General features: G+C 67.7%; 24 protein-coding genes. 21 read left to right on the forward strand and 3 right to left on the reverse strand.

Going from position 1 to position 23,946, the window contains the following annotated elements:
• Nucleotide 1 precedes the first annotated feature (1 nt).
• The 3 genes from ACZZZF_RS15830 to ACZZZF_RS15840 are packed head-to-tail and all read left to right on the forward strand — an operon-like array spanning nt 2 to nt 2,918.
• Nucleotides 2-370 (forward strand): PLD nuclease N-terminal domain-containing protein, encoded by a 369-nt coding sequence (locus ACZZZF_RS15830; protein WP_053097541.1) that lies wholly within the window; start codon nt 2-4, stop codon nt 368-370.
• Complete coding sequence (gene menD / locus ACZZZF_RS15835) at nt 367-2,031, forward strand: 2-succinyl-5-enolpyruvyl-6-hydroxy-3-cyclohexene-1-carboxylic-acid synthase (RefSeq protein ID WP_463499534.1); 1,665 nt, start codon at nt 367-369, stop codon at nt 2,029-2,031. Before ACZZZF_RS15830 ends, menD begins: the two co-directional genes overlap by 4 nt.
• Nucleotides 2,032-2,075: 44 nt before the next feature.
• A complete protein-coding gene (locus ACZZZF_RS15840) occupies nt 2,076-2,918 on the forward strand; it encodes a polyphosphate kinase 2 family protein (protein WP_053097539.1) in 843 nt (280 codons plus the stop codon).
• Nucleotides 2,919-2,940: 22 nt separating this feature from the next.
• Here ACZZZF_RS15840 and ACZZZF_RS15845 read toward each other — a convergent pair whose 3' ends face one another.
• Nucleotides 2,941-4,212: an isochorismate synthase gene (locus ACZZZF_RS15845; RefSeq protein ID WP_463499537.1), complete on the reverse strand. Its 1,272-nt coding sequence runs from the start codon at nt 4,210-4,212 to the stop codon at nt 2,941-2,943.
• Between the two features lie 62 nt (nt 4,213-4,274).
• Between ACZZZF_RS15845 and ACZZZF_RS15850 the strand changes: the two genes are divergently transcribed.
• The 6 genes from ACZZZF_RS15850 (at nt 4,275) to ACZZZF_RS15875 (ending at nt 10,246) form a co-directional block, all read left to right on the forward strand.
• Nucleotides 4,275-4,838 carry a hypothetical protein gene (locus tag ACZZZF_RS15850; RefSeq protein ID WP_463499539.1) on the forward strand — a complete coding sequence of 188 codons (564 nt, stop codon included), beginning with the start codon at nt 4,275-4,277 and terminating at the stop codon, nt 4,836-4,838.
• Nucleotides 4,839-4,894: 56 nt separating this feature from the next.
• Nucleotides 4,895-5,554, forward strand: a complete 660-nt coding sequence (locus ACZZZF_RS15855) for a ubiquinone/menaquinone biosynthesis methyltransferase (RefSeq protein WP_222839434.1) — start codon at nt 4,895-4,897, stop codon at nt 5,552-5,554.
• Between the two features lie 45 nt (nt 5,555-5,599).
• Nucleotides 5,600-6,661: a polyprenyl synthetase family protein gene (locus ACZZZF_RS15860; RefSeq protein ID WP_053097535.1), complete on the forward strand. Its 1,062-nt coding sequence runs from the start codon at nt 5,600-5,602 to the stop codon at nt 6,659-6,661.
• A 58-nt stretch (nt 6,662-6,719) separates the two neighbouring features.
• Nucleotides 6,720-8,093 (forward strand): FAD-dependent oxidoreductase, encoded by a 1,374-nt coding sequence (locus tag ACZZZF_RS15865; RefSeq protein ID WP_053097534.1) that lies wholly within the window; start codon nt 6,720-6,722, stop codon nt 8,091-8,093.
• Between the two features lie 62 nt (nt 8,094-8,155).
• On the forward strand, nt 8,156-9,205 hold the full coding sequence (locus ACZZZF_RS15870) for a hypothetical protein (RefSeq protein ID WP_463499542.1): 1,050 nt from the start codon (nt 8,156-8,158) through the stop codon (nt 9,203-9,205).
• 27 nt (nt 9,206-9,232) lie between these two features.
• Nucleotides 9,233-10,246: an alpha/beta hydrolase gene (locus tag ACZZZF_RS15875; protein ID WP_363521132.1), complete on the forward strand. Its 1,014-nt coding sequence runs from the start codon at nt 9,233-9,235 to the stop codon at nt 10,244-10,246.
• A 25-nt stretch (nt 10,247-10,271) separates the two neighbouring features.
• On the opposite strand, the gene ACZZZF_RS15880 is transcribed toward ACZZZF_RS15875, so the two are convergent.
• Nucleotides 10,272-10,907, reverse strand: coding sequence for a GntR family transcriptional regulator (locus ACZZZF_RS15880; RefSeq protein WP_053097531.1), 636 nt, complete (start codon nt 10,905-10,907; stop codon nt 10,272-10,274).
• A 432-nt stretch (nt 10,908-11,339) separates the two neighbouring features.
• On the reverse strand, nt 11,340-11,828 hold the full coding sequence (locus ACZZZF_RS15885) for a YajQ family cyclic di-GMP-binding protein (protein ID WP_053097515.1): 489 nt from the start codon (nt 11,826-11,828) through the stop codon (nt 11,340-11,342).
• 188 nt (nt 11,829-12,016) lie between these two features.
• On the opposite strand from ACZZZF_RS15885, the gene ACZZZF_RS15890 reads away from it, so the two are divergent.
• The 12 genes from ACZZZF_RS15890 to ACZZZF_RS15945 all read left to right on the forward strand — a co-directional run bounded on the left by ACZZZF_RS15890 (nt 12,017) and on the right by ACZZZF_RS15945 (nt 23,848).
• Entirely contained in the window at nt 12,017-13,225 is a 1,209-nt protein-coding gene (locus tag ACZZZF_RS15890; RefSeq protein ID WP_053097514.1) for a sugar ABC transporter substrate-binding protein, read from the forward strand.
• 66 nt (nt 13,226-13,291) lie between these two features.
• Nucleotides 13,292-14,896: an ABC transporter permease subunit gene (locus tag ACZZZF_RS15895; protein ID WP_295104790.1), complete on the forward strand. Its 1,605-nt coding sequence runs from the start codon at nt 13,292-13,294 to the stop codon at nt 14,894-14,896.
• 1 nt (nt 14,897) lies between these two features.
• Nucleotides 14,898-15,824 carry a sugar ABC transporter permease gene (locus tag ACZZZF_RS15900; protein ID WP_053097512.1) on the forward strand — a complete coding sequence of 309 codons (927 nt, stop codon included), beginning with the start codon at nt 14,898-14,900 and terminating at the stop codon, nt 15,822-15,824.
• Between the two features lie 72 nt (nt 15,825-15,896).
• The gene (locus ACZZZF_RS15905; RefSeq protein ID WP_171821933.1) at nt 15,897-16,049 is read left to right on the forward strand and encodes a hypothetical protein; all 153 of its coding nucleotides are present in this window, start codon (nt 15,897-15,899) and stop codon (nt 16,047-16,049) included.
• A gap of 98 nt (nt 16,050-16,147) precedes the next feature.
• A complete protein-coding gene (locus ACZZZF_RS15910) occupies nt 16,148-17,185 on the forward strand; it encodes an ABC transporter (RefSeq protein WP_463499544.1) in 1,038 nt (345 codons plus the stop codon).
• Between the two features lie 8 nt (nt 17,186-17,193).
• Complete coding sequence (locus tag ACZZZF_RS15915) at nt 17,194-17,685, forward strand: hypothetical protein (protein WP_463499547.1); 492 nt, start codon at nt 17,194-17,196, stop codon at nt 17,683-17,685.
• Between the two features lie 59 nt (nt 17,686-17,744).
• Nucleotides 17,745-18,392, forward strand: a complete 648-nt coding sequence (locus tag ACZZZF_RS15920) for a spermidine/putrescine ABC transporter substrate-binding protein (protein WP_463499549.1) — start codon at nt 17,745-17,747, stop codon at nt 18,390-18,392.
• Nucleotides 18,393-18,612: 220 nt separating this feature from the next.
• Nucleotides 18,613-18,981 carry a 30S ribosomal protein S12 gene (gene rpsL / locus ACZZZF_RS15925; RefSeq protein WP_013584051.1) on the forward strand — a complete coding sequence of 123 codons (369 nt, stop codon included), beginning with the start codon at nt 18,613-18,615 and terminating at the stop codon, nt 18,979-18,981.
• A 5-nt stretch (nt 18,982-18,986) separates the two neighbouring features.
• Nucleotides 18,987-19,457 carry a 30S ribosomal protein S7 gene (rpsG, locus tag ACZZZF_RS15930; RefSeq protein ID WP_050722490.1) on the forward strand — a complete coding sequence of 157 codons (471 nt, stop codon included), beginning with the start codon at nt 18,987-18,989 and terminating at the stop codon, nt 19,455-19,457.
• 84 nt (nt 19,458-19,541) lie between these two features.
• Complete coding sequence (fusA, locus tag ACZZZF_RS15935; protein ID WP_053097509.1) at nt 19,542-21,662, forward strand: elongation factor G; 2,121 nt, start codon at nt 19,542-19,544, stop codon at nt 21,660-21,662.
• Nucleotides 21,663-21,810: 148 nt separating this feature from the next.
• On the forward strand, nt 21,811-23,001 hold the full coding sequence (gene tuf, locus ACZZZF_RS15940; RefSeq protein ID WP_053097508.1) for an elongation factor Tu: 1,191 nt from the start codon (nt 21,811-21,813) through the stop codon (nt 22,999-23,001).
• 184 nt (nt 23,002-23,185) lie between these two features.
• Complete coding sequence (locus tag ACZZZF_RS15945) at nt 23,186-23,848, forward strand: VanZ family protein (RefSeq protein ID WP_463499551.1); 663 nt, start codon at nt 23,186-23,188, stop codon at nt 23,846-23,848.
• The last annotated feature ends 98 nt before the right edge of the window (nt 23,849-23,946 follow it).

Below are 23,946 nucleotides of genomic sequence, written 5' to 3' on the forward strand. Positions count from 1 at the left end.
GGTGGCGAGACTGTTGATCGTTGGCGGCTTCCTGGCCGCCATATTCTGGGTGTACAGCATCGTCGACTGCGCAGTGCAGCCGCCGACGCGACACCGGGGTGTGCCCAAGGCCGCCTGGATCGCCATCGTCATCCTCATCCCGGTCATCGGGGGCATCCTCTGGTTCACGATCGGCCGACGCCGCGCGAACGACAACGGCGGAGCGATCACGATCATCGCGCCCGACGACGACCCCCAGTTCCTCCGCAGCATCAGCAAGAGCGAGCAGGATGCGCGCATCCGCCGTCTCGAGGAGGAGCTCGCTCGTCTCGAGGACGAGACCGACGACGGAGCCGCACCGGACGGTACGGCGCCGGACGCGCGTCCGTGACGTCATCGCCCGCGACGGATGCTGCGGCATCCCTGATCGCCGACCTGATCGGCCACGGCGTGCGCGATCTCGTGCTCTCGCCGGGGTCTCGATCTCAGGCGCTCGCGCTCGCCGCGGTGCATGCCGCGAATCAGGGGCAGCTGCGTCTGCACGTGCGCATCGACGAGAGGGTCGCAGGATTCACCGCGCTCGGTCTCTCGCGTGAGACGGGTGTGCCCGCGGCGGTGCTCTGCACTTCGGGGACCGCTGCCGCCAACCTCCTTCCCGCAGCGATGGAGGCCTTCCACTCGGGGGTGCCGCTGCTGCTCCTGACGGCCGATCGGCCGCCCGAGCTGCGCGGAGTGGGAGCCAATCAGGCCACCATCCAGCCGGGCATGTTCGCCTCCTGGGTGCGCGAGCAGATCGATGCCCCCGTGCCGGGCGACGGTGACTGGGCGGGTCTCGCGATGCGCGCCGTCGCCGCGGCGATGGGCGCGGATGCCACCCACGGTCTGGCCGGTGTCGCCGGCCCCGTGCACCTGAACCTGCCGTCGCGCGAGCCGCTGTCGGGCGACCTCCCGACCGTCGACATCGTGCCGGGCGACGTGCCCAGACCAGTGGCGGCAGAACCGCTCCTGCTCGAGCGGGGGCCGCGCACGGTCGTCATCGCCGGCGCCGACGCGGGACCGGATGCCGAAGAGATCGCGCACGCCGGATCCTGGCCGTTGATCGCCGAGATCGTCAGCGGTGCGCGCTTCGGTCGCCAGGTCGTGCACGGCTATCGCGCGCTGTTGGGCGACCACGAGCTGGGCGGCCGCATCGAGCGCGCCGTCGTGCTCGGGCACCCGACCCTCAGTCGTGAGGTGGCTCGCCTGCTGTCGCGGCCGGATGTCGACGTGATCGCCGTCCGACGTGGCGGCGAGGCTCTCGATCTCAACGGCCGCACGACGGCCGCGGCGTCCGTATCGGTCGCACCCGGCGTCGCCGACCGCGAGTGGCTCGGTGCGTGGCTCACGGCATCCGCGGCTCACGCCGTCGATCTCAGCGAGCGGGCGCCCGACCAGGACGGTCTCACGTCGACCGATCCGTCGGCGCGGCGCGACGCGGTGAAGGCCGAGCTGGCGGCGGTGCGCCGGCCGCTCGACCGTGAGCTGCTCGCCGACGCCGTCTGGCGGGCGACCTGGCCGCACGATCGACTCGTCTTCGGCTCGTCGCGGCTCGTGCGGGTGGCCGATGCGGTGCTCGGTGGCAAGAAGGTCCCGGTGCACGCCAACCGCGGGCTCGCGGGGATCGACGGCACGATCGCCACCGCCACGGGCATCGCGCTCGCCAGTCAGGCCGGGGGAGCGCCCGGGGTCACCCGCGTGCTGCTCGGCGATCTGACCTTCCTGCACGATGTCGGCGCCCTGCTGCTCCCGCCCGACGAGCACGAGCCTCGCATCCAGGTCATCGTGGGCAACGACGGCGGCGGCACGATCTTCGACGGCCTCGAGGTCGCGGGCACGGCGGATCGGGCCGATCTCGATCGCGCGTTCTACACGCCCCATGCCGTGCGGCTCGAGCAGCTGGCACTCGCCTACGGATGGGAGTACCAGCGCGTGACGACCCGCACGGCACTCGACCAGGCCCTCACCACCCCGGCCGGTGGCCGTCAGCTGATCGAAATCCCGCTGTCCCGCTGAGGATCTTCGCCTCCGCTGCGGATGCGCAGTGGCAGGATGAACGCATGACAGCGCATGAGTGGGCCAAGGCCCTCCAGGTCGGCGACGGATTCCGCCTCTCCGACCTCGATCCGCAGAGCACACCCGGCTACAGCGGCGCGAAAGCCGACGGCAAGCGCGATCTCGAGGCGGGCCTCGACGAGCTCAATCAGCTGCAGGAGCGGCTCTTCGCCGAGAGCCGCGTCGGCGTGGCGAAGGACTCGGTGCTGCTGATCCTGCAGGCGATGGACTCCGCGGGCAAGGGAGGCATCGTGCGCCACGTGGTCGGCGGGGTCGATCCGCAGGGCGTCGCACTCACGGCGTTCAAGGCGCCGACCGACGAAGAGCTCGAGCACGACTTCCTGTGGCGCGTGTCCAGGCGCCTCCCGGAGCCCGGGTTCATCGGCGTCTTCGACCGCTCGCACTACGAGGACGTGCTGATCGGCCGGGTGCGTTCGCTGGCCCCGGCGGACGAGATCGAGCGCCGGTACGACGCGATCAACGAGTTCGAGGCCGCGGTCGCCGCATCGGGAACGCGCATCGTCAAGGTCATGCTGCACATCTCGCCCGACGAGCAGAAGTCGAGACTGATGGAGCGGCTCGAGCGACCCGACAAGCACTGGAAGTACAACCCGGGCGATGTCGACGAGCGACTGCTGTGGGACGACTACATGGCGGCGTATCAGATCATGTTCGAGCGCACCTCGACCGAGGCGGCTCCGTGGCATGTGATCCCGGCGAACCACAAGTGGTTCGCCCGCCTCGCCGTGCAGGAGCTGCTGCTCGACGCGCTGCAGCGCATCGATCCGCAGTGGCCGGCGGCCGACTTCGATGTCGACGCGGAGAAGGAGCGCCTCGCAGCGAGCTGACTGCGGGCGGTCCGGGCGCGGGTCAGGCGAGCGCGTCGACCAGCGGACGGAACTTGACCCGGGTCTCGAGCAGCTCCGACTCGGGGTCGGAGCCCGCGACGATGCCTGCGCCCGCGTAGGCGGTGACGGCGATCTCGGTCTCGGCGGGGGTGAACTGCGCGCAGCGCAGCGCGATCGCCCACTCGCCGTTGCCGGCCGCGTCGACCCATCCCACCGGACCGGCATACCGCCCGCGGTCGAACGGCTCGAGCTCGCGGATCGCCGCGATCGCCGCAGACGTCGGGGTGCCGGCCACGGCGGCGGTCGGATGCAGGGCGCCGACCAGGTCGAGTGACGAGCCGCCATCGGCCAGCTCGCCCTCGACGTCGGTCGCCAGGTGGAAGAGGTTCGGCAGCTTGAGCAGGAACGGCTGCTCGCTCGCCGCCAGTGCGCGGGTGTGCGGACGCAGCGAGGCCAGCACGCTCTGCACCGCGTACTCATGCTCGTCGAGGTCCTTGGTGCTCGAGGCCAGGTGGCTGGATGCGACGGTGTCGGCATCCGCGTCGGCTCCGCGTCCGATCGTTCCGGCGAGCACGCGGGCGGTGACGGTGCGCTGCTGCACGGTGACGAGGGTCTCGGGACTCGCGCCGATCAGCCCGTCGACCGCGAACGCCCACGTGTCGGGGTATCCGGTCGACAGCGCGCGCACGAGCCGGCGCAGGTCGGAACCGGCCGGGATGCTGCCGGTGAGGTCGCGTGCGAGCACGACCTTGCTGAGCTCGCCGGCGGCGATGCGTTCGAGTGCCTGGCGCACCGAGTCCTGATAGCCCTGCGGACTCTGGGCACCGGGGCCGACGGTGCCGGCCCAGTGCGGGCCGTAGGCGATCGTCGCCGCCTCAGGCTGCGGCTCGGGCTCGGGCGCGGGTGCCGACGCCGAAGACGAGCGGATGCGGGTGAGCCAGGTGCGCCCGTGGTGTCGACCGATCACGAGCGCCGGCACGACGAGGATGCTGTCGGCGGCGGAGTCCTCGTCGAAGGTCAGCGCACCGAAGGCGACCAGTCCGGAGCCGGGGAGCCCGAGCTCGTCGTCGATCTCGGCATCCTGCGCGAGCTCTCGCCATGCCCGAGCGATCGCAGCGGATCGCAGGGCCGCTGCGCCGGCGGGGATGCGGACCGTCTCGACGATGGCGTCGCCGACGGCGACGATGCCGTCGCCGCGGCGCAGCCAGGCGAGAGGCCGCGACGGGTCGGCGTAGGCCAGGAGATCCTCGACCGGATCGATCTCACGGGTCTCCACGACCAGCCTGCTGCTCACCCCTCCAGCCTAGTTCGTCACCCGTCGACCGGGATGTGACAGGCCACGCCTACGCTGAGTGCATGAGCGACGTCCGCCCCGCACCCGGCACCGAGATGATCTTCCAGTGGCGCAAGTGGGACGGGTCTCCGCACTGGCGTCATGAGTGCGTGTACCTCGGCGCCGACGAGTGGGGCGACTGGCTCGGCCAGCCCGTCGGCTGGTCGAGCGCTCGACCGGGCGCGGGCTACATCGCCGAGGCCCCCAATGTCACGCTCGTGCCGAGGCGGTCCGACTTCGCCCTGACCGTGAACCGTGACCACCCGAAGGGCATGCGGATCTACATCGACATCGGATGGGAGGTGCGCTGGTCGGACGACCCGCTCCTCGCCGTCGGCATCGACATGGACCTCGACGTCGTGCGGGTCGAGGGTCCGCGCGGCACATGGGTCGACGACCGCGACGAGTGGGCCGAGCACAGCATGAGCTACGGATACCCCGCCGAGATCATGGCCGGACTCGAGGCTCTGGCCCTCGATCTCGAGCGGCGGGTGCGAGATCGCCTCGCCCCTTTCGACGATGCCACGCCGGATCTCTGGCTCGACCGCCTCGACGCGCTGCACCTCGCGCCTAGACTGGGCGTGTGACCTCGAACGAAGCCAACCGCGCCGATCTCGGCAAGGACCCCGCCCGCGTCAGCGGCATGTTCGACCAGGTCGCCGCGGGCTACGACCGGACGAATACGGCGATGACGGTCGGCAACGACGCGCTCTGGCGCGCGGCCACGACGAGGGCCGTCGCCCCGAAGCCGGGGGAGAAGATCCTCGACCTCGGTGCGGGCACCGCGTCCTCGTCGGCATCCCTCGCCCGCAGCGGTGCGCAGGTCGTCGCCGCCGACTTCTCGCCGGGCATGCTCGCCGAGGGGCAGCGCCGCCACGGCAGCATCCGCAATCTCTCGTTCGTGCAGGCGGATGCCACCGATCTGCCGTTCGACGACGGCGAGTTCGACGCCGTCACCATGTCGTACGCGCTGCGCAACGTCAACGACCCGAAGAAGGCGCTGCGTGAGCTGCTGCGCGTCACGAAGCCGGGCGGTCGTCTGGTGATCAACGAGTTCTCGACCCCGCCGGGCTCGGTCTTCCGCGCCGCGTACCGCTTCTACAACTCGCAGGTGCTTCCTCGGGTGGCTCGCGTCGCCGGCACCAACGGCGACGCCTACGACTACCTCAACGAGTCGATCCGTGACTGGCCCGACCAGAAGAAGCTCGCCGCGTGGATCCGCGAGGCCGGGTGGACCGAGGTCGAATACCGCAACCTCTCGTTCGGTATCGTCGCGCTGCACCGGGCGTTCAAGCCCGCGTGAATGCGACGCGCGTACCCGCCCAGCTGACGACGGTAGGCTGAGACCGTGACTTCGAGCCGCGTAGCCCCGGGTTCGCGACTGGCGAGCCGTCTCGGTTTCAGCGACCGTGTCTTCATCGGCACCGCCGGTCGACGCATCGCGCAGGCGATCGAAGACGGGCTCGAGCTCGTCGAGACCGGTCTTGCCGACGACGTGCGTGTGGCCGATCCGCTCGCCGATGCCGCCAGCCGCTATCTGTACGAGGCGGGGGGCAAGCGCATCCGCCCCGTGCTGACGCTGCTCGCGGCCCAGCTCGGCGACGGCAACACCGATCAGGTGATCGATGTCGCGAAGGCGCTCGAGATCACCCATCTCGGCTCGCTGTATCACGACGACGTCATGGACGGTGCGGATCGCCGTCGTGGAGTGCCCGCGGCGCAGACCGTGTGGGGCAACAACATCGCGATCCTGACCGGTGACATCCTCTTCTCCCGTGCGAGCCAGCTGATGTCGCGCCTGGGCGAGCGGGCCATCCGGCTGCAGGCCGACACCTTCGAGCGCCTCGTCCTCGGACAGATGCACGAGACGATCGGCGCTCAGCCCGACGATGATCCCATCGAGTTCTACCTGCAGGTGCTGGCCGACAAGACCGGCTCTCTCATCGCCGCGGCGACGCAGGGCGGCGTGATCTTCTCCAACGCACCGTCGGAGTACGAAGAGCCGCTGCGCGTGTACGGCGAGAAGATCGGCGTCGCCTTCCAGCTGCTCGACGACGTGATCGACCTGTCGGCGAAGCCCGAGGACACCGGCAAGGTGCCGGGCACCGACCTGCGGGCCGGGGTTCCGACGATGCCGTACCTGCTGCTGAAGGCCGAGGCCGATGACGCCTCGATCGGTCTCGCCGCTCGCATCGACGACGGGGTGGCGCGCATCGCCGAAGGGGCCGACCCCGCGATCCTCGACGGACCGCTGACCGAGCTCCGCGACCACGTCGGAACGCAGAAGACCCTCGCGCTCGCGCACTCCTGGACTCAGGATGCGATCGACGCGCTCGCCCCGCTCCCGCGTGGCACCGTGCGCGAAGCGCTCACTCGTTTCGCAGAGACCCTCGTCGAACGCTCCAGCTGATCGCGTCGCGGCCCTCGGCCGCGTGCGCCGGGCGTGACGGCATACGAAAGGACCCCTTATGACCAAGCTCAGACTGGCCATCGTCGGAGCGGGCCCCGCCGGCATCTACGCAGCAGACATCCTGCTGAAGGCCGAGCGCAAGTTCGACGTCTCCATCGATCTCTTCGAGCAGCTCCCCGCCCCCTACGGCCTGGTCCGCTACGGCGTCGCACCCGACCACCCGCGCATCAAGGGCATCGTCAACGCGCTGCGCGATGTGCTCGACCGCGGTGACATCCGGCTGTTCGGCAACGTGCGGTTCGGCGAGGACATCACCCTCGACGACCTGAAGAAGCACTACAACGCGGTCATCTTCGCCACCGGCGCGATCCGTGACACGACGCTCGACATCCCCGGCATCGACGCGGTCGGCGCCTACGGGGCAGCAGACTACGTGAGCTGGTTCGACGGCCACCCCGATGTGCCGCGCGAGTGGCCGCTCGACGCCGCATCGGTCGGTGTGCTGGGCAATGGCAACGTCGCTCTCGACGTCGCCCGCATGCTGGCGAAGCACGCCGAAGACCTGCTCGTCACCGAGGTGCCGGAGAACGTCTACGAGGGTCTCAAGGCGAGCGCCGTCACCGATGTGCACGTGTTCGGACGCCGCGGACCCGCTCAGGTCAAGTTCACCCCGCTCGAGCTGCGTGAGCTCGGCGAGCTGCGTGACGTCGACATGGTCGTCTACGACGAGGACTTCGACTACGACGAGGCGTCGAAAGACGCGGTGGCCAGCAACAAGCAGGTCATGGTGATCGACCGCATCCTGCAGTCGTGGCGCAAGCGCGACTCGGTCAACAATGCGGGAGGCACGGCATCGCGTCGTCTGCACCTGCACTTCTGGGCCCGCCCGGTCGAGGTCCGCAAGGACGACGCCGGTCGCGTCGCGGCCCTCGTCTACGAGCGCACGAAGCCCGACGGACAGGGCGGAGCCGTGGGCACGGGCGAGATGCGCGAGGTTCCGCTGCAGGCGCTCTACCGCGCCATCGGCTACTTCGGCTCGCCGCTTCCGGGCGTACCCTTCGACAAGAAGCACGGCGTCATCCCCAACCGCGAGGGCCAGGTGCTCGCCAAGGACTCGAACCAGCAGATGCCCGGCATCTACGCGACAGGGTGGATCAAGCGCGGACCGGTGGGCCTGATCGGCCACACCAAGTCGGATGCCATGGAGACCGTGCGGCACATCATCAACGACCAGGGCTCGTGGTGGCACCCGGAGGACCCGTCTGAAGAGGCGATCCCCGCCCTGCTGCTCGAGCGCGGTGTGAAGTGGACCGACCTCGAAGGCTGGCACCGGCTCGACGAGCACGAGGTCGCTCTCGGTGCGCCGCACGAGCGCGCGCGCGTCAAGGTCGTGCCGCGCGACGAGATGGTGCGCGTCTCCCGCGGAGAGTGACCGACACCGGATCGTTGTCGGCACCCGGTGCGCCTGCGGGGCGGCATCCGTAGGGTGAAGGGATGCGACTGCGATCCCTGATCGTCCTCGGCACCGCCGCTCTGCTGCTGGTGTCGGGGTGCACTGCCGAGCCGGCCGCCGAGCCGAAGCCATCAGGGTCGCCGTCTGCGACGGCGTCGTCGACCGGCACACCGTCCCCGACGCCGGCGCCCGTCGTCGAACCGGCGGCGGCGTTCGATGTGACGTGCGACGACGTCGCCGCCACCATGGCCGAACTCGTGGGGGAGCCGTCGACGCCGGTCGCACCGGCGCTGTCGCTGGTGTCTGCGATGGGCTGGCTGCCGGGCCCCGGGCAGTACATGTTCCAGCGCGCAGGGGGGATCGCGTGCTCCGCGGGTGACACGGAGCGCAGCTGGGAGGTCACGATCGTGCCGGATGCCCAGGCTGTGATCGCCGGCGCGACCGAGCGTCAGGGCTTCTGGGGTGAGCAGGCGAGTTGCGAGGACGGGCGCTGCGGCTTCGAGCTTCCCGACGGAGACGTGCTGCTGTCGGCCACCGTCGTCGACCCCGATCTGGGAGCGGATGACACCGCTCCGATCGAAGAGGCGCTGCGTCGGATCGCCGCCTCGGCGGCTGCGAGCCTGCGCGACGTCGACTACGTCGAGAGCGACATCGTCGGTGCGCCGTGCGAGCGCTTCATCACACCGGAGCAGGTGAATGCCGAATTCGGAGTGACGGATGCCGCGCTCTTCTCGGACTTCGGCGGCTGGGGCATCCCAGCGGAGGTGTACGAGGTCGTCAACGGATCGCGCATCTGCTATTTCAAGTCGGCCGGGAGTGAGTACGAAGGATCCAGCTATCTGATGCTCACGACACTTCCCGCCGGGGCATGGGCGTTCGAGAAGATCGACGGTGAACCCGTCGAACTCGAGGGAGCCGATGCCGCCACGGCGAGCACGGGTGCGAACGGCGAGAAGATCGTCGACGTGCGAGTCGGTCCGGACTGGATCCGGCTGGTGACCTTCGACAACGGAGCCGGGGCCGCTGATCCGGCACCGCTCGCGCAGCAGGTCGTGCGCAGCCTCACGGTCGGACACACCGCTCCCCAGTAGTCGACACCGTTTCGATAGCCTGGCGGCATGCCTGAGTGGATACCGGACGTCCTCGGCGACGAGTTCGAGCAGCTCACGCTCGAGCTCGGCGAGGACGATGAGGGACCGCTCGTCGCCACGCTCGTGCGTGCGGTGCCGCGGGACCGGCCCTGGTGGGACCGGCTGCGCGGGCAGAGCCTCCCGCTGGACGATGTCGACGTGCTCTATGTGCACGGCTGGTCGGATTACTTCTTCCAGAAGCGGCTCGCTCGATTCTGGACGTCTCGCGGGGCGCGCTTCTTCGCGCTCGACCTGCGCAAGTACGGCCGGAGTCTGCGCGATGGGCAGACTCCCGGCTACATCACCGACCTCGTCGCGTACGACGAGGACATCGCCGCGGCTCTGTCCGCGATGGGGCACGGGACTGGAGCCGCGGCATCCCCCCGGCGGCTCGTGCTGCTCGGCCACTCGACCGGCGGACTCACCCTGAGCCTGTGGGCGTCGCGGCACCCCGAGGCGGCGGATGCCGTGATCCTGAACAGCCCCTGGCTCGAGTTCCAGGTCGCTTCCGCCCGCCCGCTCATCGCTCCGGTCGCCGAGCTGCAGGCCAGGTGGGCTCCTCGGGAGGTCGCGCCGCAGGTCGATCTCGGCTTCTACACCCGCGCGCAGCAGGAGGTCGCCGACCCCGACGATCCGGTCGAGGTGAACCTCCTCTGGCGTCCGGCGCAGACGATGGCCGTCCACGCGGGGTGGTTCCACGCGATACTCACCGGACACGCCAAGGTCGCGGCGGGGCTGACGATCGACGCGCCCGTGTGCGTGCTGCTGTCCGCGCGCTCAGCGACGCCCACGCGATGGTCGGAGGACCTCACCCGAGCAGACTCGGTCTTGGTCGTCGACGACATCGCGCGGGCGTCGCTGAAGCTCGGTCCGTCTGTCACTGTCGAGCGCATCGACGGAGCCCTGCACGACGTCTTCCTCTCGCGGCATGGGGCCAGAGAGGAAGCGTATCGCCGCCTCGACCGATGGGTCAGAGGCTGGACGGCCGCGCGCCGACAGTGATCAGGCGCAGTGTCCGACCCAGTGGTCAGACGTAGTGCATCAGACGTGCCTGCTGCTCGGCCTCGTCGGCATCGCCGCGCAGCACCGCGTCGTGGAAGTCCCGGTAGACCTGGAGCATGCGCTCGCGGTCGTTCTCGGGCACGCTCCAGCCGCGGAGATTGCGGAAGAGAGCCATGCTCGCGTCGTTGATCAGCACCTGGTGCTGCGCGTTACGACTGCGCGCGCTGAGGAACGAGAACACCGCCCACCGTGTGTTGGAGATGTGCACATCGTCATCGAGCGCCGTGTACATCTCCTCGACCAGTGCGGCGAGACTCTCGCGGTCCTGCTGGCTCATCCGCGCGACGCCCATCCGCGCGGCCATCCCCGCCTGATACCCCGCGAACTCGAGCGTCTGCTCGACGGTCTCTGCCGTGACGGCGGTGACCTCGGTGTATCTGCTCGGGTACATCGTCACGAGCCCGAGACGCTCGAGACGCTGTAACGCCTCTCGCACCGGAGTCCGTGACACATGCAGTTCTTCGGCGACGTCGACATCGCGGATGCGATACCCCGGCTCCAGCACACCGTCGACGATCTGCGCGCCGATGTGCTGAAACACCTCCTCCGCCAAGAGCTGCTTGCTTTCTCGAATACTCGTCATCGAGTTGTTGGTGTTCATGGACTGCCCCCAGTTGCTTTCCAGATCCGGGCTCCCCATGATGTGCCCGGACGGCCACTACATCACGAAGTGGATCGCGATGCCAATAATCCACAGACGAGTTTTCCGACGATCACGCAGGCGCTTGTCGTCGGCGCGTCGTCGCAGGATTGAGTACGGGTGATTCTGTGGTCGGCGAGTGTTGGGACACTCGCCGACCACAGACGATGGCGTGCACGGAGCTGAACTGCGCCCAGTCCCCACAAGGCGGGAACCGCGATCCGCGAAGCGCGGAACCGTGGTTCGGCAGCGCGTCATGCATCGCCGCATCGTCTGTCGCATCGGGACGCGACTGCATCCAGTCTCGGTCACTCCGACCCATATATCGGAATGGGATCCGAGGGCACAGAAAAGGGGACGGATGCGGCGGCATCCGTCCCCTGCGTTGTGGGATCAGCGGTAGTTGATGAACTGCAGGTCGAGATCGAGATCCGCGCCCTTGAGCAGCGCGATCACCGACTGGAGGTCGTCACGGCTCTTCGACTGCACGCGCAGCTCGTCGCCCTGGATCTGGCTCTTCACGCCCTTCGGACCCTCGTCGCGGATGAGCTTGTTGATCTTCTTCGCGTTCTCCGAGGAGATGCCGTCCTTGAGGGTCGAGACGATGCGGAACTCCTTGCCGCTGGCGAAGGGTTCGCCCGACTCGAGGCTCTTGAGCGAGATGCCGCGCTTGATGAGCTTCGACTGGAAGACGTCGAGAACGGCCTTCGCGCGCTCCTCGGTGCCGGCGATGATCAGGATCTGCTCGCCGCTCCAGGCGATGGAGGCGCCCGTGCCTTTGAAGTCGTAGCGCTGCTCGATCTCCTTGCGCGCCTGGTTCAGGGCGTTCTCGGCCTCCTGGTGATCCACTTTCGAGACGATGTCAAAGGAACTGTCAGCCATACGCAAAGTGTATCGACACCGCCGTTTTCACGCTCGCTTGGAAGCGCTTCCATCGACTCTCACGCACCAATCCGCGGTTACAGCTTGATATCGAAGGGCTTTTGCATTGCGATTCCCGTCGTTCTCGATGCATACTGTAAGCGCTTGCAGTCCTTGCAGGCCACCAGTACTCAGAGAGGCACACACCAATGAAGGTGAACAAGAGGGGCATCGTCGCCGCCGGCGTCATCGCGATCGTTTCGACTCTTTCCCTGGCCGGTTGCTCGACCGCGACCGACGGCGGCGACGCATCCGAGGGTGAGAACGGCGGCACGCTGACCGTCTGGGTCGACGCCGAGCGCGTCGACGCGCTGCAGAGCGCCGCCGACTCCTACGAGGAGAAGACCGGAGTCAAGGTCGAGCTCGTCGGCAAGTCCGTCGACGACATGAAGGACGACTTCATCCAGCAGGTGCCGACCGGCAAGGGCCCCGATGTGGTCATGGGCGCGCACGACTGGCTCGGAGAGCTCTCGACCAACGGCGTGGTCGCCCCGCTCGAGCTCGGCGACTCGTCGGCCGACTACCTGCCCGTCGCCCTTCAGGCGGCGACCTACGACGGAACCGTCTACATGCTTCCCTACGCGGTCGAGAACATCGCCGTGCTGCGCAACGCCGACATGGTGCCCGCCGCCGCGACGAGCTTCGACGACATGGTCTCGAAGGGCGCGTTCGTCGTCGAGCAGGGCACCGAGGGCAACCCGTACCACCTGTACCCGTTCCAGACGGCGTTCGGCGCTCCGGTCTTCGGCACCGACGACTCGGGCAGCTACGACTCCGCAGATCTGCAGCTCGGCAGCGAGGGCGGAACGGCCTTCGCCGACTGGCTCGCCGCTCAGGGCGCCGCAGGCACGCTGAACACCGACGTCGACGGCGAGATCGCCAAGCAGCAGTTCCTCGACGGCACCGCGTCCTTCTGGCTGACCGGCCCGTGGAACGTCGGCGCCGCAGTCGACGCCGGAATCAACGTCGCGATCGACCCGATCCCCAGCCCCACGGGTGAGACCGCGTCGCCGTTCGCCGGCGTCAAGGGCTTCTTCGTGAGCTCCGAGTCGAAGAACAAGGTCGCCGCGAACGACTTCCTCGTGAACTACATCGGCACCGAAGAGGTGCAGCTCGAGCTGTTCGAGGCCGGCAACATCCTCCCCGCGCTGACGGCCGCCGCCGATTCCGCCGCCTCCGACCCGATCATCGCCGGCTTCCAGGCCGTCGGTGCGGATGCCGTCCCGATGCCCGCGATCCCCGCGATGGGATCGGTCTGGGAGTTCTGGGGCGTGGCCGAGGCCGCGATCATCAACGGCTCCGACCCGGCGTCGACGTGGCAGAAGCTCGTCGACGACGTCACCGCAGCGATCAAGTAAGACACCCAGCACCATCTCTGCCGGGGCGGACCTCGTCCGCCCCGGCAGCTCGACGACGGGGACGAGATGACAGACACCGCCGAGCCCACGGCTCCACTCACCAAGCGCCAGCGCCAGGCCGCCGGCATCGCCGAGGCCGCATCCGGGCCGATCGGCTGGATGCTCTTGAAGATCCTGCTGCTGGCCATCGTCGACGCCATCGCGCTGTATGCGGCGTTCGTCCTCTTCGGGCAGCAGGAGTGGCTGGTGCTCGGCCTGGTCGTGGCCGTCACCGTGCTCGTCAACTACATCTACTTCTCGCGCAAGCGCATCCCCGCGAAGTACCTCACGCCCGGCATCATCTTCCTGATCATCTTCCAGGTGTTCACGCTGCTGTACACCGGGTACATCGGCTTCACCAACTACGGCACCGGCCACAACGGCACGAAGGACCAGGCGATCTCGTCGCTCCTCGCCTCCGCCCAGGAGCGCGTGGAGGACTCCCCGACGTACCCGGTCACGGTCGTCGAGCAGTTCGGCACCTACGGCCTGCTGGTGACCGATCCCGACTCCGGCGACGCGCTGCTCGGCACGGCCGAGCAGCCCCTGGAGGAGGTCGACGCCGAGTTCGACGGCGACCAGGCTGTGGCCGTCGACGGCTGGACCACGCTGCCCCTCGCGAAGGTGTTCACGCTCTCGGAAGAGCTGGAGAAGCTCTCGGTGCCGTTCAGCGACGACCCCAACGACGGCAGCCTGCGTGCGCCCGACGGCCAGAAGGGCTACCTGTACGTCTCGACGCTCGAGTACGACGCGGATGCCGACACCATCACCGACACCACGACCGGCGCGGTGTACTCCGACACGGGGGAGGGCTCGTTCATCGCCGAGGACGGCACCGAGCTGCTTCCCGGCTGGCAGACCACCGTCGGGTTCGACAACTTCGTGCGCGCGGTGACCGACGACTCGATCCGCGGCCCGCTCATCTCGGTGACGATCTGGACTTTCGTCTTCGCGGTGCTCTCCGTGGCGACGACGTTCTTCCTCGGCCTGCTCCTCGCGCTGGTGTTCAACAACACGCGGATGCGCTTCCGCAACGGGTACCGGATCATCCTGATCCTCCCGTACGCATTCCCCGCGTTCCTCTCCGCCCTCGTCTGGGCCGGGATGATGAACGAGAGCTTCGGCTTCATCAACCAGGTGATCTTCGGGGGAGCGGACATCCCGTGGCTCACCGATCCGAACCTCGCGAAGGTCTCGGTGCTGCTGGTGAACCTCTGGCTCGGCTTCCCCTACATGTTCCTCGTCTGCATGGGCGCCCTCCAGGGCATCCCCGAAGACGTCAACGAGGCCGCGGTGATGGACGGCGCCAACCCGTGGCAGGTCTTCCGGCGCATCAAGCTTCCGCTGCTGCTCGTCACGGTGGCGCCGCTGCTGATCTCGTCGTTCGCGTTCAACTTCAACAACTTCAACCTGATCTACATGCTGACCAAGGGCGGGCCGCGGTTCGACGATGTCAGCATCCCGGTCGGGCACACCGACATCCTGATCTCGATGGTCTACAAGGTGGCCTTCACGGGGCAGTCCCGCGACTACGGACTCGCCTCCGCGTTCACGATCCTGATCTTCATCGTGGTCGCGACGATCTCGATCATCAGCTTCCGCAAGACCAAGGCCCTCGAGGAGCTGAACTGACATGAGCACCACGGACATCGGCACCACCGCCCGCACCGTCGCCGTCGAACAGAACCTCGCGCCGCGTCGCCGCAGCTTCGGCGCATGGTTCGCCGACACCGGATGGCGCCATGTGGTCGCCATCGTCGTCAGCGCCTTCGCGCTGTTCCCGCTGCTGTACGTCGTCTCGGCGTCGCTCAACCCGAGAGGAACGCTGACCGGATCGAACCAGCTGTTCTCGGCGTTCGGCTTCGACAGCTACGTGCGCATCCTGAGCGACCCGCAGAACCCCTACGGGCTGTGGTTCCTGAACACGCTCGTCATCGCCGTGGTCACGGGAGCCGTGACGGTGTTCATCGGCGCCCTCGCGGCATACGCCTTCTCGCGCATGCGCTTCGCGGGTCGCCGCATCGGCCTCGTCACGATCGTCGTCGTGCAGATGTTCCCGCAGCTCCTCGCCGTGGTCGCGATCTTCCTGCTGATGTCGACGCTGGGGGACTGGTTCCCCGCGATCGGACTGAACACGCACACGGGGTTGATCCTCGTCTACCTCGGCGGCGCGCTCGGGGTGAACACCTACCTGATGTACGGGTTCTTCAACACCCTGCCGATGGAGCTCGATGAAGCGGCCCGCATCGACGGCGCCGGACACGCGCGCATCTTCTTCACGATGATCCTGCCGCTGGTCGCGCCGATCCTCGCGGTCGTCGCGCTGCTGTCGTTCATCGGCACGGTGAACGAGTACGTGATCGCGAGCGTCATGCTCGTCGATGTCGAGCAGCAGACCCTGGTCGTCGGTCTCACCAAGCTCGTCGCCAACCCGCGATACGCGGACTGGTCGGCCTTCTCGGCCGGCGCGGTAATGGCCGCCATCCCGGTGATGATCCTGTTCCTGTTCCTGCAGCGGTACATCGTCGGCGGACTGACCGCGGGCGCCACGAAGGGCTGATCCGCGATCATGGTCGCAGCGTTCGCGGCGTTGCGATCACCCGTCGTGCGACGGCGGCCGTAGCGTGATGGCATGACGCGTGTGGCCGGGCGGAACGTGGCGATCAGCTGGGTCGCCGGAGTGCTGTGCGCGGGCGTGATCGGCGCTCTCGTCTGGTTCTCGATGCCGATCGTGCCGGTCGTCGCATCGTTCGTCGGCGACACCCTCCGTTCGACGCTTCCCTAGCGATCACGGGCTGCACGACACGTCGGCACGCCTCCCTCGGGGTGCGGTCGGGCGGCGGTAATCTCGCAATGCACACATCCGATGAGAGGCGCACCCCCATGAGTGACCCCGAGGTTCCACAGCCCGAGCGGCCGAAGGACGTCAACGACGTCGTCGACAGCGCGAACGCTGGACTCGACGCCGCCGCCGCAGCGGGTGCAGGCGTGCATGGCACGCCCGCGGACGCTACGCACGACACGTCGGCTCCGACACCTGCCCAGCCCGCCGTCGACCCGGATCTCGCCGCGTTCGAAGCCGCCGAGAAGGATCACCCCGGCACCTTCGCGACGCCCGAGCTCAACGACCCGAAGTACCTCGACGCAGACGACACGACGACGTCGCGGAACACGGATGCGGACACGACGAAGTCGTTCGGCACGGATGCGGACGCACCCCCCGCCTACACGCCGCCGGTCGCGCACGAGCAGTCCGCTCTCGCCGGAGCCGCGTACTCGTCGGCCGACCACACCGAGACCCGGATCGTCCCGTCCGAGCCTGCCGCCGCCGAACCGGTCATCGCGCCGGTCCAGCAGCAGCCGATCTTCGTCCAGGCTCCCGAGCCGCCCCGCGAGCGGGGAAACCGCGGCACCGCTGGTGCGATCGGTCTGCTCGCGACCGTCGCCTTCGCGATCCTCTACCTGGGTGCGACGCTCGGCCTTCGTGCCGTCGCGGGTGACATCACGGGCGAGAACATCGGCGAAGCGGCTCTCGCTCCGCTGATGACCTGGGGGTTCTGGGTCCCCGTCGTGGTGTTCTTCCTCGGCTTCTGGCTTCTCGGAGCGTTCATCAACCGCGGACGCTGGGGACTCTGGGTGGTCTTCGGCATCATCGTCGGGCTCATCGCCTACGGCGGACACATCCTCGGTGCTCTCTTCGAGGCGCCGTTCTGGCTGCTCACGGCTCGGGAGGGGAGCGAGCTCATCGGAGCCCAGCTCTTCCACCCGCTCGCCATCGCGGCGTTCGTCTTCGGCCGTGAGCTGACCATCTGGTTCGGCGCGTGGGTCGCCCGCAGTGGGGCGCGCAAGACCGAGCTCAACGCCGAGGCGCAGCGTGAGTACGAGCGCACGCTCGAGGCCGGTCCGACGCTCTCGAGGTAATCACGAACATGTCATCGCCGAACCCCCGTGGACCCGCGTCCCCGGGGGTTTCGGCCATCCTGGCTCTGGTTCTCGCCACGATCAGCTTCTTCGCCCTGGCGGTGTTCGGCCTCGGCGCGCTGAGCGTGGCCACCGACCGGGACATCATCGCCGTCCCTGGCCTGGGGCAGGTGCCGGGAGCGGTCGGGATGCTCGCGGCGGTGGTGGCGTTCGCGCTGTCGCTCTGGGGGTCGCTGCGGCGATCGCATCCGTCGTTCCTCGCGGCGCCCGCCGTCGCGCTGGGCACGGCGCTCGCGCATCTGGTCGTCCTCTGGATCGCGGTCGCGGTCGCGAGCGGTGACCTGATCGTCGCGACGGTCGTCGCGGGCGATCTCGTCCGTGGGGGGGCGAGCGCGGTGCTGTTGGCCGCCGGGGCCATCGCCGCCTGGGGCGGCATCGCGCTCCGCCGCACGCGCGCGCAGCAGCCGCAGTGGCCCTGGGAGCGCGACGACGAGGAATGACGCCCCGCCGTCGAGACGAAATCTCGGCAGCAGCGGTGCACGCGCCGTACGCTCTACGTGTGGAGCGCTCGTTGGAGACGCAGGTCGACCAGGCCGTCGAGGCCTGGTTGCGGTGGGTGCCGCGCTGGGAGCCGGCGACCCATCGTGGTCGGGTCGCGCCCTGTCGGCGTTGCCTGGGCTCGCCGATCCTGTCGGCGGCGGGCATCGGCTCGAACACGCCGCACGGCGTGCAGCACGGCCTCTCGACTCGGATCAAGACGATCGTCGACCATGCCGTGGCCGAGTACACCGCGAGGAACCTCCCTATGCTGCAGCGCGAGCTCGACCAGCAGGCCGCACGGAACCGGGCGCGCAGCTACCGTCCGGCCGACGGGCTGGATCCGGAGTTCGACGGCCTCCCGCTCGATCCTGAGCCGGTCCCCGGTGCGCCGTTCCTCTTCACGATCGCGGGACTGGCGGACGAGGCGGTCGACGATCTGCCGCCGTTGCCGCCGCTGAGCGACGAGGCGAAGGTGGCGCTGCGACAGGAGGTCGCCCTCGCCGACGAGTACGCGAACATGGTCGGCCGTGAGATCTGCGGCATCCTGCTGCGCCACCGCATCTACATCCAGGCCGCGATCTCGCAGCATGTCGAGCCGCAGATCGAGGCGCTGCTCGCCGAGCTCACCGATTCGCTCGACTCCCCGTTCGACTCGGACCAGACCTAGCGACCGCCGCTGAGCGGCCTTCATTTGACCACCACGTTACGCGGCATTACACTTGATCAGGTGTGTGCACGTCTCGACGTGCGCGCTGGGCGTCGGCACCATGCCGGTCCGCCCCCACGGCATACCCACCACCACAAAGGCTCGTCGATTCCGGCGTGCCGGTGGGTCACTGATGTGAAACCCATCACGCTGTCACCGTGCAGCATTATGAGGAGAGAACGTGCCAACCATTCAGCAGTTGGTTCGCAAGGGTCGCTCGCCCAAGGTCTCGAAGACCAAGGCGCCTGCACTCAAGTCGAACCCGCAGCAGGCCGGGGTCTGCACCCGCGTCTACACCACCACCCCGAAGAAGCCGAACTCGGCGATGCGCAAGGTCGCTCGTGTGAAGCTCCGCAACGGCACCGAGGTCACCGCCTACATCCCCGGTGAGGGTCACAACCTCCAGGAGCACTCGCTGGTGCTCGTCCGTGGAGGCCGTGTCAAGGACCTCCCCGGTGTCCGTTACAAGATCGTCCGTGGCGCCCTGGACACCCAGGCCGTCAAGAACCGTAAGCAGGCTCGCAGCCGCTACGGCGCAAAGAAGGGCTGAGTCCAATGCCTCGTAAGGGTCCCGCCCCCAAGCGTCCCGTCGTCAACGACCCGGTATACGGCGCTCCGATCGTCAGCCAGCTGGTCAACAAGATCCTGGTCGACGGCAAGAAGTCCCTCGCCGAGTCGATCGTCTACAACGCCCTCCGTGGCGTCGAGGCGAAGAACGGTCAGGATGCCGTCGCCACTCTGAAGAAGGCGCTCGACAACGTGCGCCCGACTCTCGAGGTCAAGAGCCGCCGCGTCGGTGGCTCGACCTACCAGGTTCCGGTCGAGGTCAAGCCGCACCGCGCGAACACCCTCGCGCTGCGCTGGCTCGTCAGCTACGCCAAGGGTCGTCGTGAGAAGACGATGACCGAGCGTCTCCAGAACGAGATCCTCGACGCGTCGAACGGTCTCGGTGCAGCGGTCAAGCGCCGCGAGGACACGCACAAGATGGCCGAGTCGAACCGCGCGTTCGCTCACTACCGCTGGTAAACAGCTTCGCCCGCCCCCGATCACACATCGGGGGCGGGCACCCCCTCTTCGCAGTACGACTGCACAAAAGATAAGGACACTCCTGTGGCACAAGACGTGCTCACCGACCTGAGCAAGGTTCGGAACATCGGCATCATGGCTCACATCGATGCTGGCAAGACCACCACGACCGAGCGCATCCTGTTCTACACGGGCGTCAACCACAAGCTCGGCGAGACCCACGACGGTGCCTCGACCACCGACTGGATGGAGCAGGAGAAGGAGCGCGGCATCACGATCACGTCTGCCGCCGTGACCTGCTACTGGAACAAGAACCAGATCAACATCATCGACACCCCCGGTCACGTGGACTTCACGGTCGAGGTGGAGCGCTCGCTCCGCGTCCTCGACGGTGCTGTCGCCGTCTTCGACGGCAAGGAGGGCGTCGAGCCCCAGTCCGAGACCGTGTGGCGTCAGGCCGACAAGTACAACGTCCCCCGCATCTGCTTCGTCAACAAGATGGACAAGCTCGGCGCGGACTTCTACTTCACCGTCGACACCATCATCAACCGCCTCGGCGCCAAGCCGCTGGTCATCCAGCTGCCCATCGGTGCGGAGAACGACTTCATCGGCGTCGTCGACCTCGTCGAGATGCGCGCGCTCGTCTGGGCGGGTGACTCCAAGGGTGACGTCACCATGGGTGCCTCCTACGAGATCCAGGAGATCCCGGCCGACCTCAAGGAGAAGGCCGACGAGTACCGTCAGCAGCTCCTCGAGACCGTCGCCGAGACCGACGACGCGCTGCTCGAGAAGTTCTTCGGTGGCGAGGAGCTGACCGTCGCCGAGATCAAGGGCGCGATCCGCAAGCTCACCGTGGCTTCCGAGATCTACCCGGTCCTCTGCGGTTCCGCGTTCAAGAACCGTGGCGTGCAGCCGATGCTGGATGCCGTCGTCGACTACCTCCCGAACCCGCTCGACGTGGGCTCGATCGAGGCGCACGACCCCAAGGACTACGACACGATCATCGAGCGTCACCCCGACGCGAAGGACCCGTTCGCGGCTCTCGCGTTCAAGGTCGCCGTGCACCCGTTCTTCGGTCGCCTGACCTACGTCCGCGTCTACTCGGGACAGCTCGACTCCGGCGCTGCGGTCATCAACTCGACCAAGGGCAAGAAGGAGCGCATCGGGAAGATCTTCCAGATGCACGCCAACAAGGAGATCCCGGTTCCCTCGGTCACCGCCGGCAACATCTACGCCGTCATCGGTCTGAAGGACACCACCACCGGTGACACCCTCACCGACCCGGCCTCGCCGGTCGTCCTCGAGTCGATGACGTTCCCCGAGCCCGTCATCGAGGTCGCGATCGAGCCGAAGACCAAGGCCGACCAGGAGAAGCTGGGTGTCGCCATCCAGAAGCTCGCTGAAGAGGACCCGACCTTCCGCACGGAGCTCAACCCCGAGACCGGTCAGACGACCATCAAGGGCATGGGCGAGCTGCACCTCGACATCCTCGTCGATCGCATGAAGCGCGAGTTCAACGTCGAGGCCAACGTCGGCAAGCCGCAGGTGGCGTACCGCGAGACGATCCGCAAGGGCGTCGAGAAGTACGACTACACGCACAAGAAGCAGACCGGTGGATCGGGGCAGTTCGCGAAGATCCAGTTCAACATCGAGCCGCTCGACCTCGACGACGAGAAGACGTATGAGTTCGTCAACGCGGTCACCGGTGGTCGCATCCCGCGTGAGTACATCGGCTCGATCGATGCCGGCTTCCAGGACGCGATGAACGTCGGCGTGCTCGCCGGATACCCCATCGTGGGTGTCAAGGCGACCATCGTCGATGGTGCTGCTCACGACGTCGACTCCTCGGAGATGGCGTTCAAGATCGCAGGATCGATGGGCATGAAGGAAGCCCTTCGTCGGGCGAACCCGGCGCTGCTCGAGCCGCTCATGGCGGTCGAGGTGCGTACTCCTGAGGAGTACATGGGCGACGTCATCGGCGACCTGAACTCGCGTCGTGGCCAGATCCAGTCGATGGAGGACGCCGCAGGCGTCAAGGTCGTCCGTGCACACGTCCCGCTGTCCGAGATGTTCGGCTACATCGGCGACCTGCGCTCGAAGACCTCGGGCCGCGCCGTCTACTCGATGGAGTTCAACAGCTACGCTGAGGTTCCCCGCGCTGTGGCCGACGAGATCGTCCAGAAGCACCAGGGCGGCGGCGAGTAACACTTTCCTGGGAGCCGGGTTCACGCCCGGCTCCCAGGTCCCCTACAACTTCACATTCCCTCTCTACTAAACTGAGAACCTAACCCGTAGAGATCCGGTCGCAATCCAGTGCCCGGTGACCTCTACACGACGTCCTGAGGAGGACCAAGTGGCTAAGGCCAAGTTCGAGCGGACCAAGCCGCACGTCAACATCGGAACCATCGGTCACGTCGACCACGGCAAGACCACGCTCTCCGCAGCGATCTCGAAGGTGCTTGCTGACAAGTACCCCTCCGACACGAACGTGCAGCGCGACTTCGCTTCCATCGACTCGGCGCCGGAAGAGCGCCAGCGTGGAATCACCATCAACATCTCGCACATCGAGTACGAGACCCCGAAGCGCCACTACGCGCACGTTGACGCTCCCGGCCACGCCGACTACGTCAAGAACATGATCACCGGTGCTGCTCAGATGGACGGCGCGATCCTCGTGGTCGCCGCCACCGACGGCCCGATGGCTCAGACGCGCGAGCACGTGCTGCTCGCCAAGCAGGTCGGCGTCCCCTACCTGCTCGTCGCACTGAACAAGGCCGACATGGTCGACGACGAGGAGATCCTGGAGCTCGTCGAGCTCGAGGTCTCCGAGCTGCTCGCCTCGCAGGGCTTCGCCGAGGACGCTCCTGTCGTCCGCGTCTCCGCTCTGAAGGCACTCGAGGGTGACGAGAAGTGGACCCAGTCCATCCTCGACCTCATGGAGGCCGTCGACAACAACGTTCCCGACCCCGTGCGCGACAAGGACAAGCCGTTCCTCATGCCCGTCGAGGACGTCTTCACGATCACCGGTCGTGGAACCGTCGTCACCGGCCGCGCCGAGCGTGGCACGCTGGCCATCAACTCCGAGGTCGAGATCGTCGGACTCCGTCCGACCGTCAAGACCACGGTCACGGGTATCGAGATGTTCCACAAGCAGCTCGACGAGGCATGGGCCGGAGAGAACTGTGGTCTCCTGCTCCGTGGCACGAAGCGTGAGGACGTCGAGCGCGGTCAGGTCATCGTCAAGCCGGGTTCGGTCACGCCGCACACCGACTTCGCCGGTACCGCGTACATCCTGTCCAAGGATGAGGGTGGGCGTCACAACCCGTTCTACACGAACTACCGCCCGCAGTTCTACTTCCGCACCACCGACGTCACCGGCGTCATCACGCTGCCCGAGGGCACCGAGATGGTCATGCCCGGCGACACCACCGACGTGACGGTCGAGCTGATCCAGCCGATCGCCATGGAGGAGGGCCTCGGCTTCGCCATCCGTGAGGGTGGACGCACCGTCGGCGCCGGTACGGTCACGAAGATCATCAAGTAAGCATCTGCTTTCTCGCACAGGGGTCGGGCCTTCGGGTCCGGCCCCTGTGTCGTACCCGGGGCAGTGGGCCTCCGAGGCGGTTTCTCGGTGACTTCGCGGCGAGATGCGATCGACGATCGATAGCATGGCCCGAGTCTGTCCGCAGGCGTCGTCGCCCGGCCCCGGGCATGAGAGGAACGCGACCATGACACAGATCCACGTGGGACCGCCGCCCCCGCGAAGCCATGCGCGGCTGTGGATCTCGACGCTGCTGCTCATCGTCTACTCCGCCTTCGTGCTGCTGGTGACGATGTGGCCGCAGCCCGAGCAGCTCGAGTTCGACAGCATCGCCGGGCGGGTGCTCCGCGCACTGCACAACCTCGGGGTGCCCGAGCGGTTCGGCTACAACGAGCTGGAGTTCGTCGCCAACATCGGCATGTTCGTGCCGCTCGGATTCCTGCTCGGACTCGCGCTCGCGCGCAAGGCCTGGTGGCTCGCGATCTTCCTGCTGCCGGCTTTCTCCGGAGCGATCGAGTTCACGCAGGGCATCGCCCTGGACGAGCGCGTGTCGACCGTTCTCGACGTGCTGTCGAACACGGTCGGCGGGTACCTGGGGCTGCTGCTCGCGATGATCCTGAGGGCGATGATCCACGCCAGAGATCGCACCATGATCGAACGCGAGCTCTGGGAGCGTCGCGCTGCCGCCGCCGAACTGCAACGGCAGAACGCGGCGCGAGCGGCGGCTCGTCACGCGTCACCGGTGCAGGCGGCGACGGCGTGGGCCGAGGAGCCCGATCCGGTGACCCGCGTGCTGGACGCGGACTTCTGGGAGACGGGGGACGCGCCTACGGTGCGGATCCCGGTCTAGGTTCTCGAAGAGGCTGCCGTATCCGAGATCTGGAACAGCGTGGGGGTTCAGTTCGACTGCGGGCAGGCCGATAGGATTTCGGGGGCTGGACAACCAGC

This window comes from Microbacterium sp. AC215 (genome assembly GCF_979258645.1).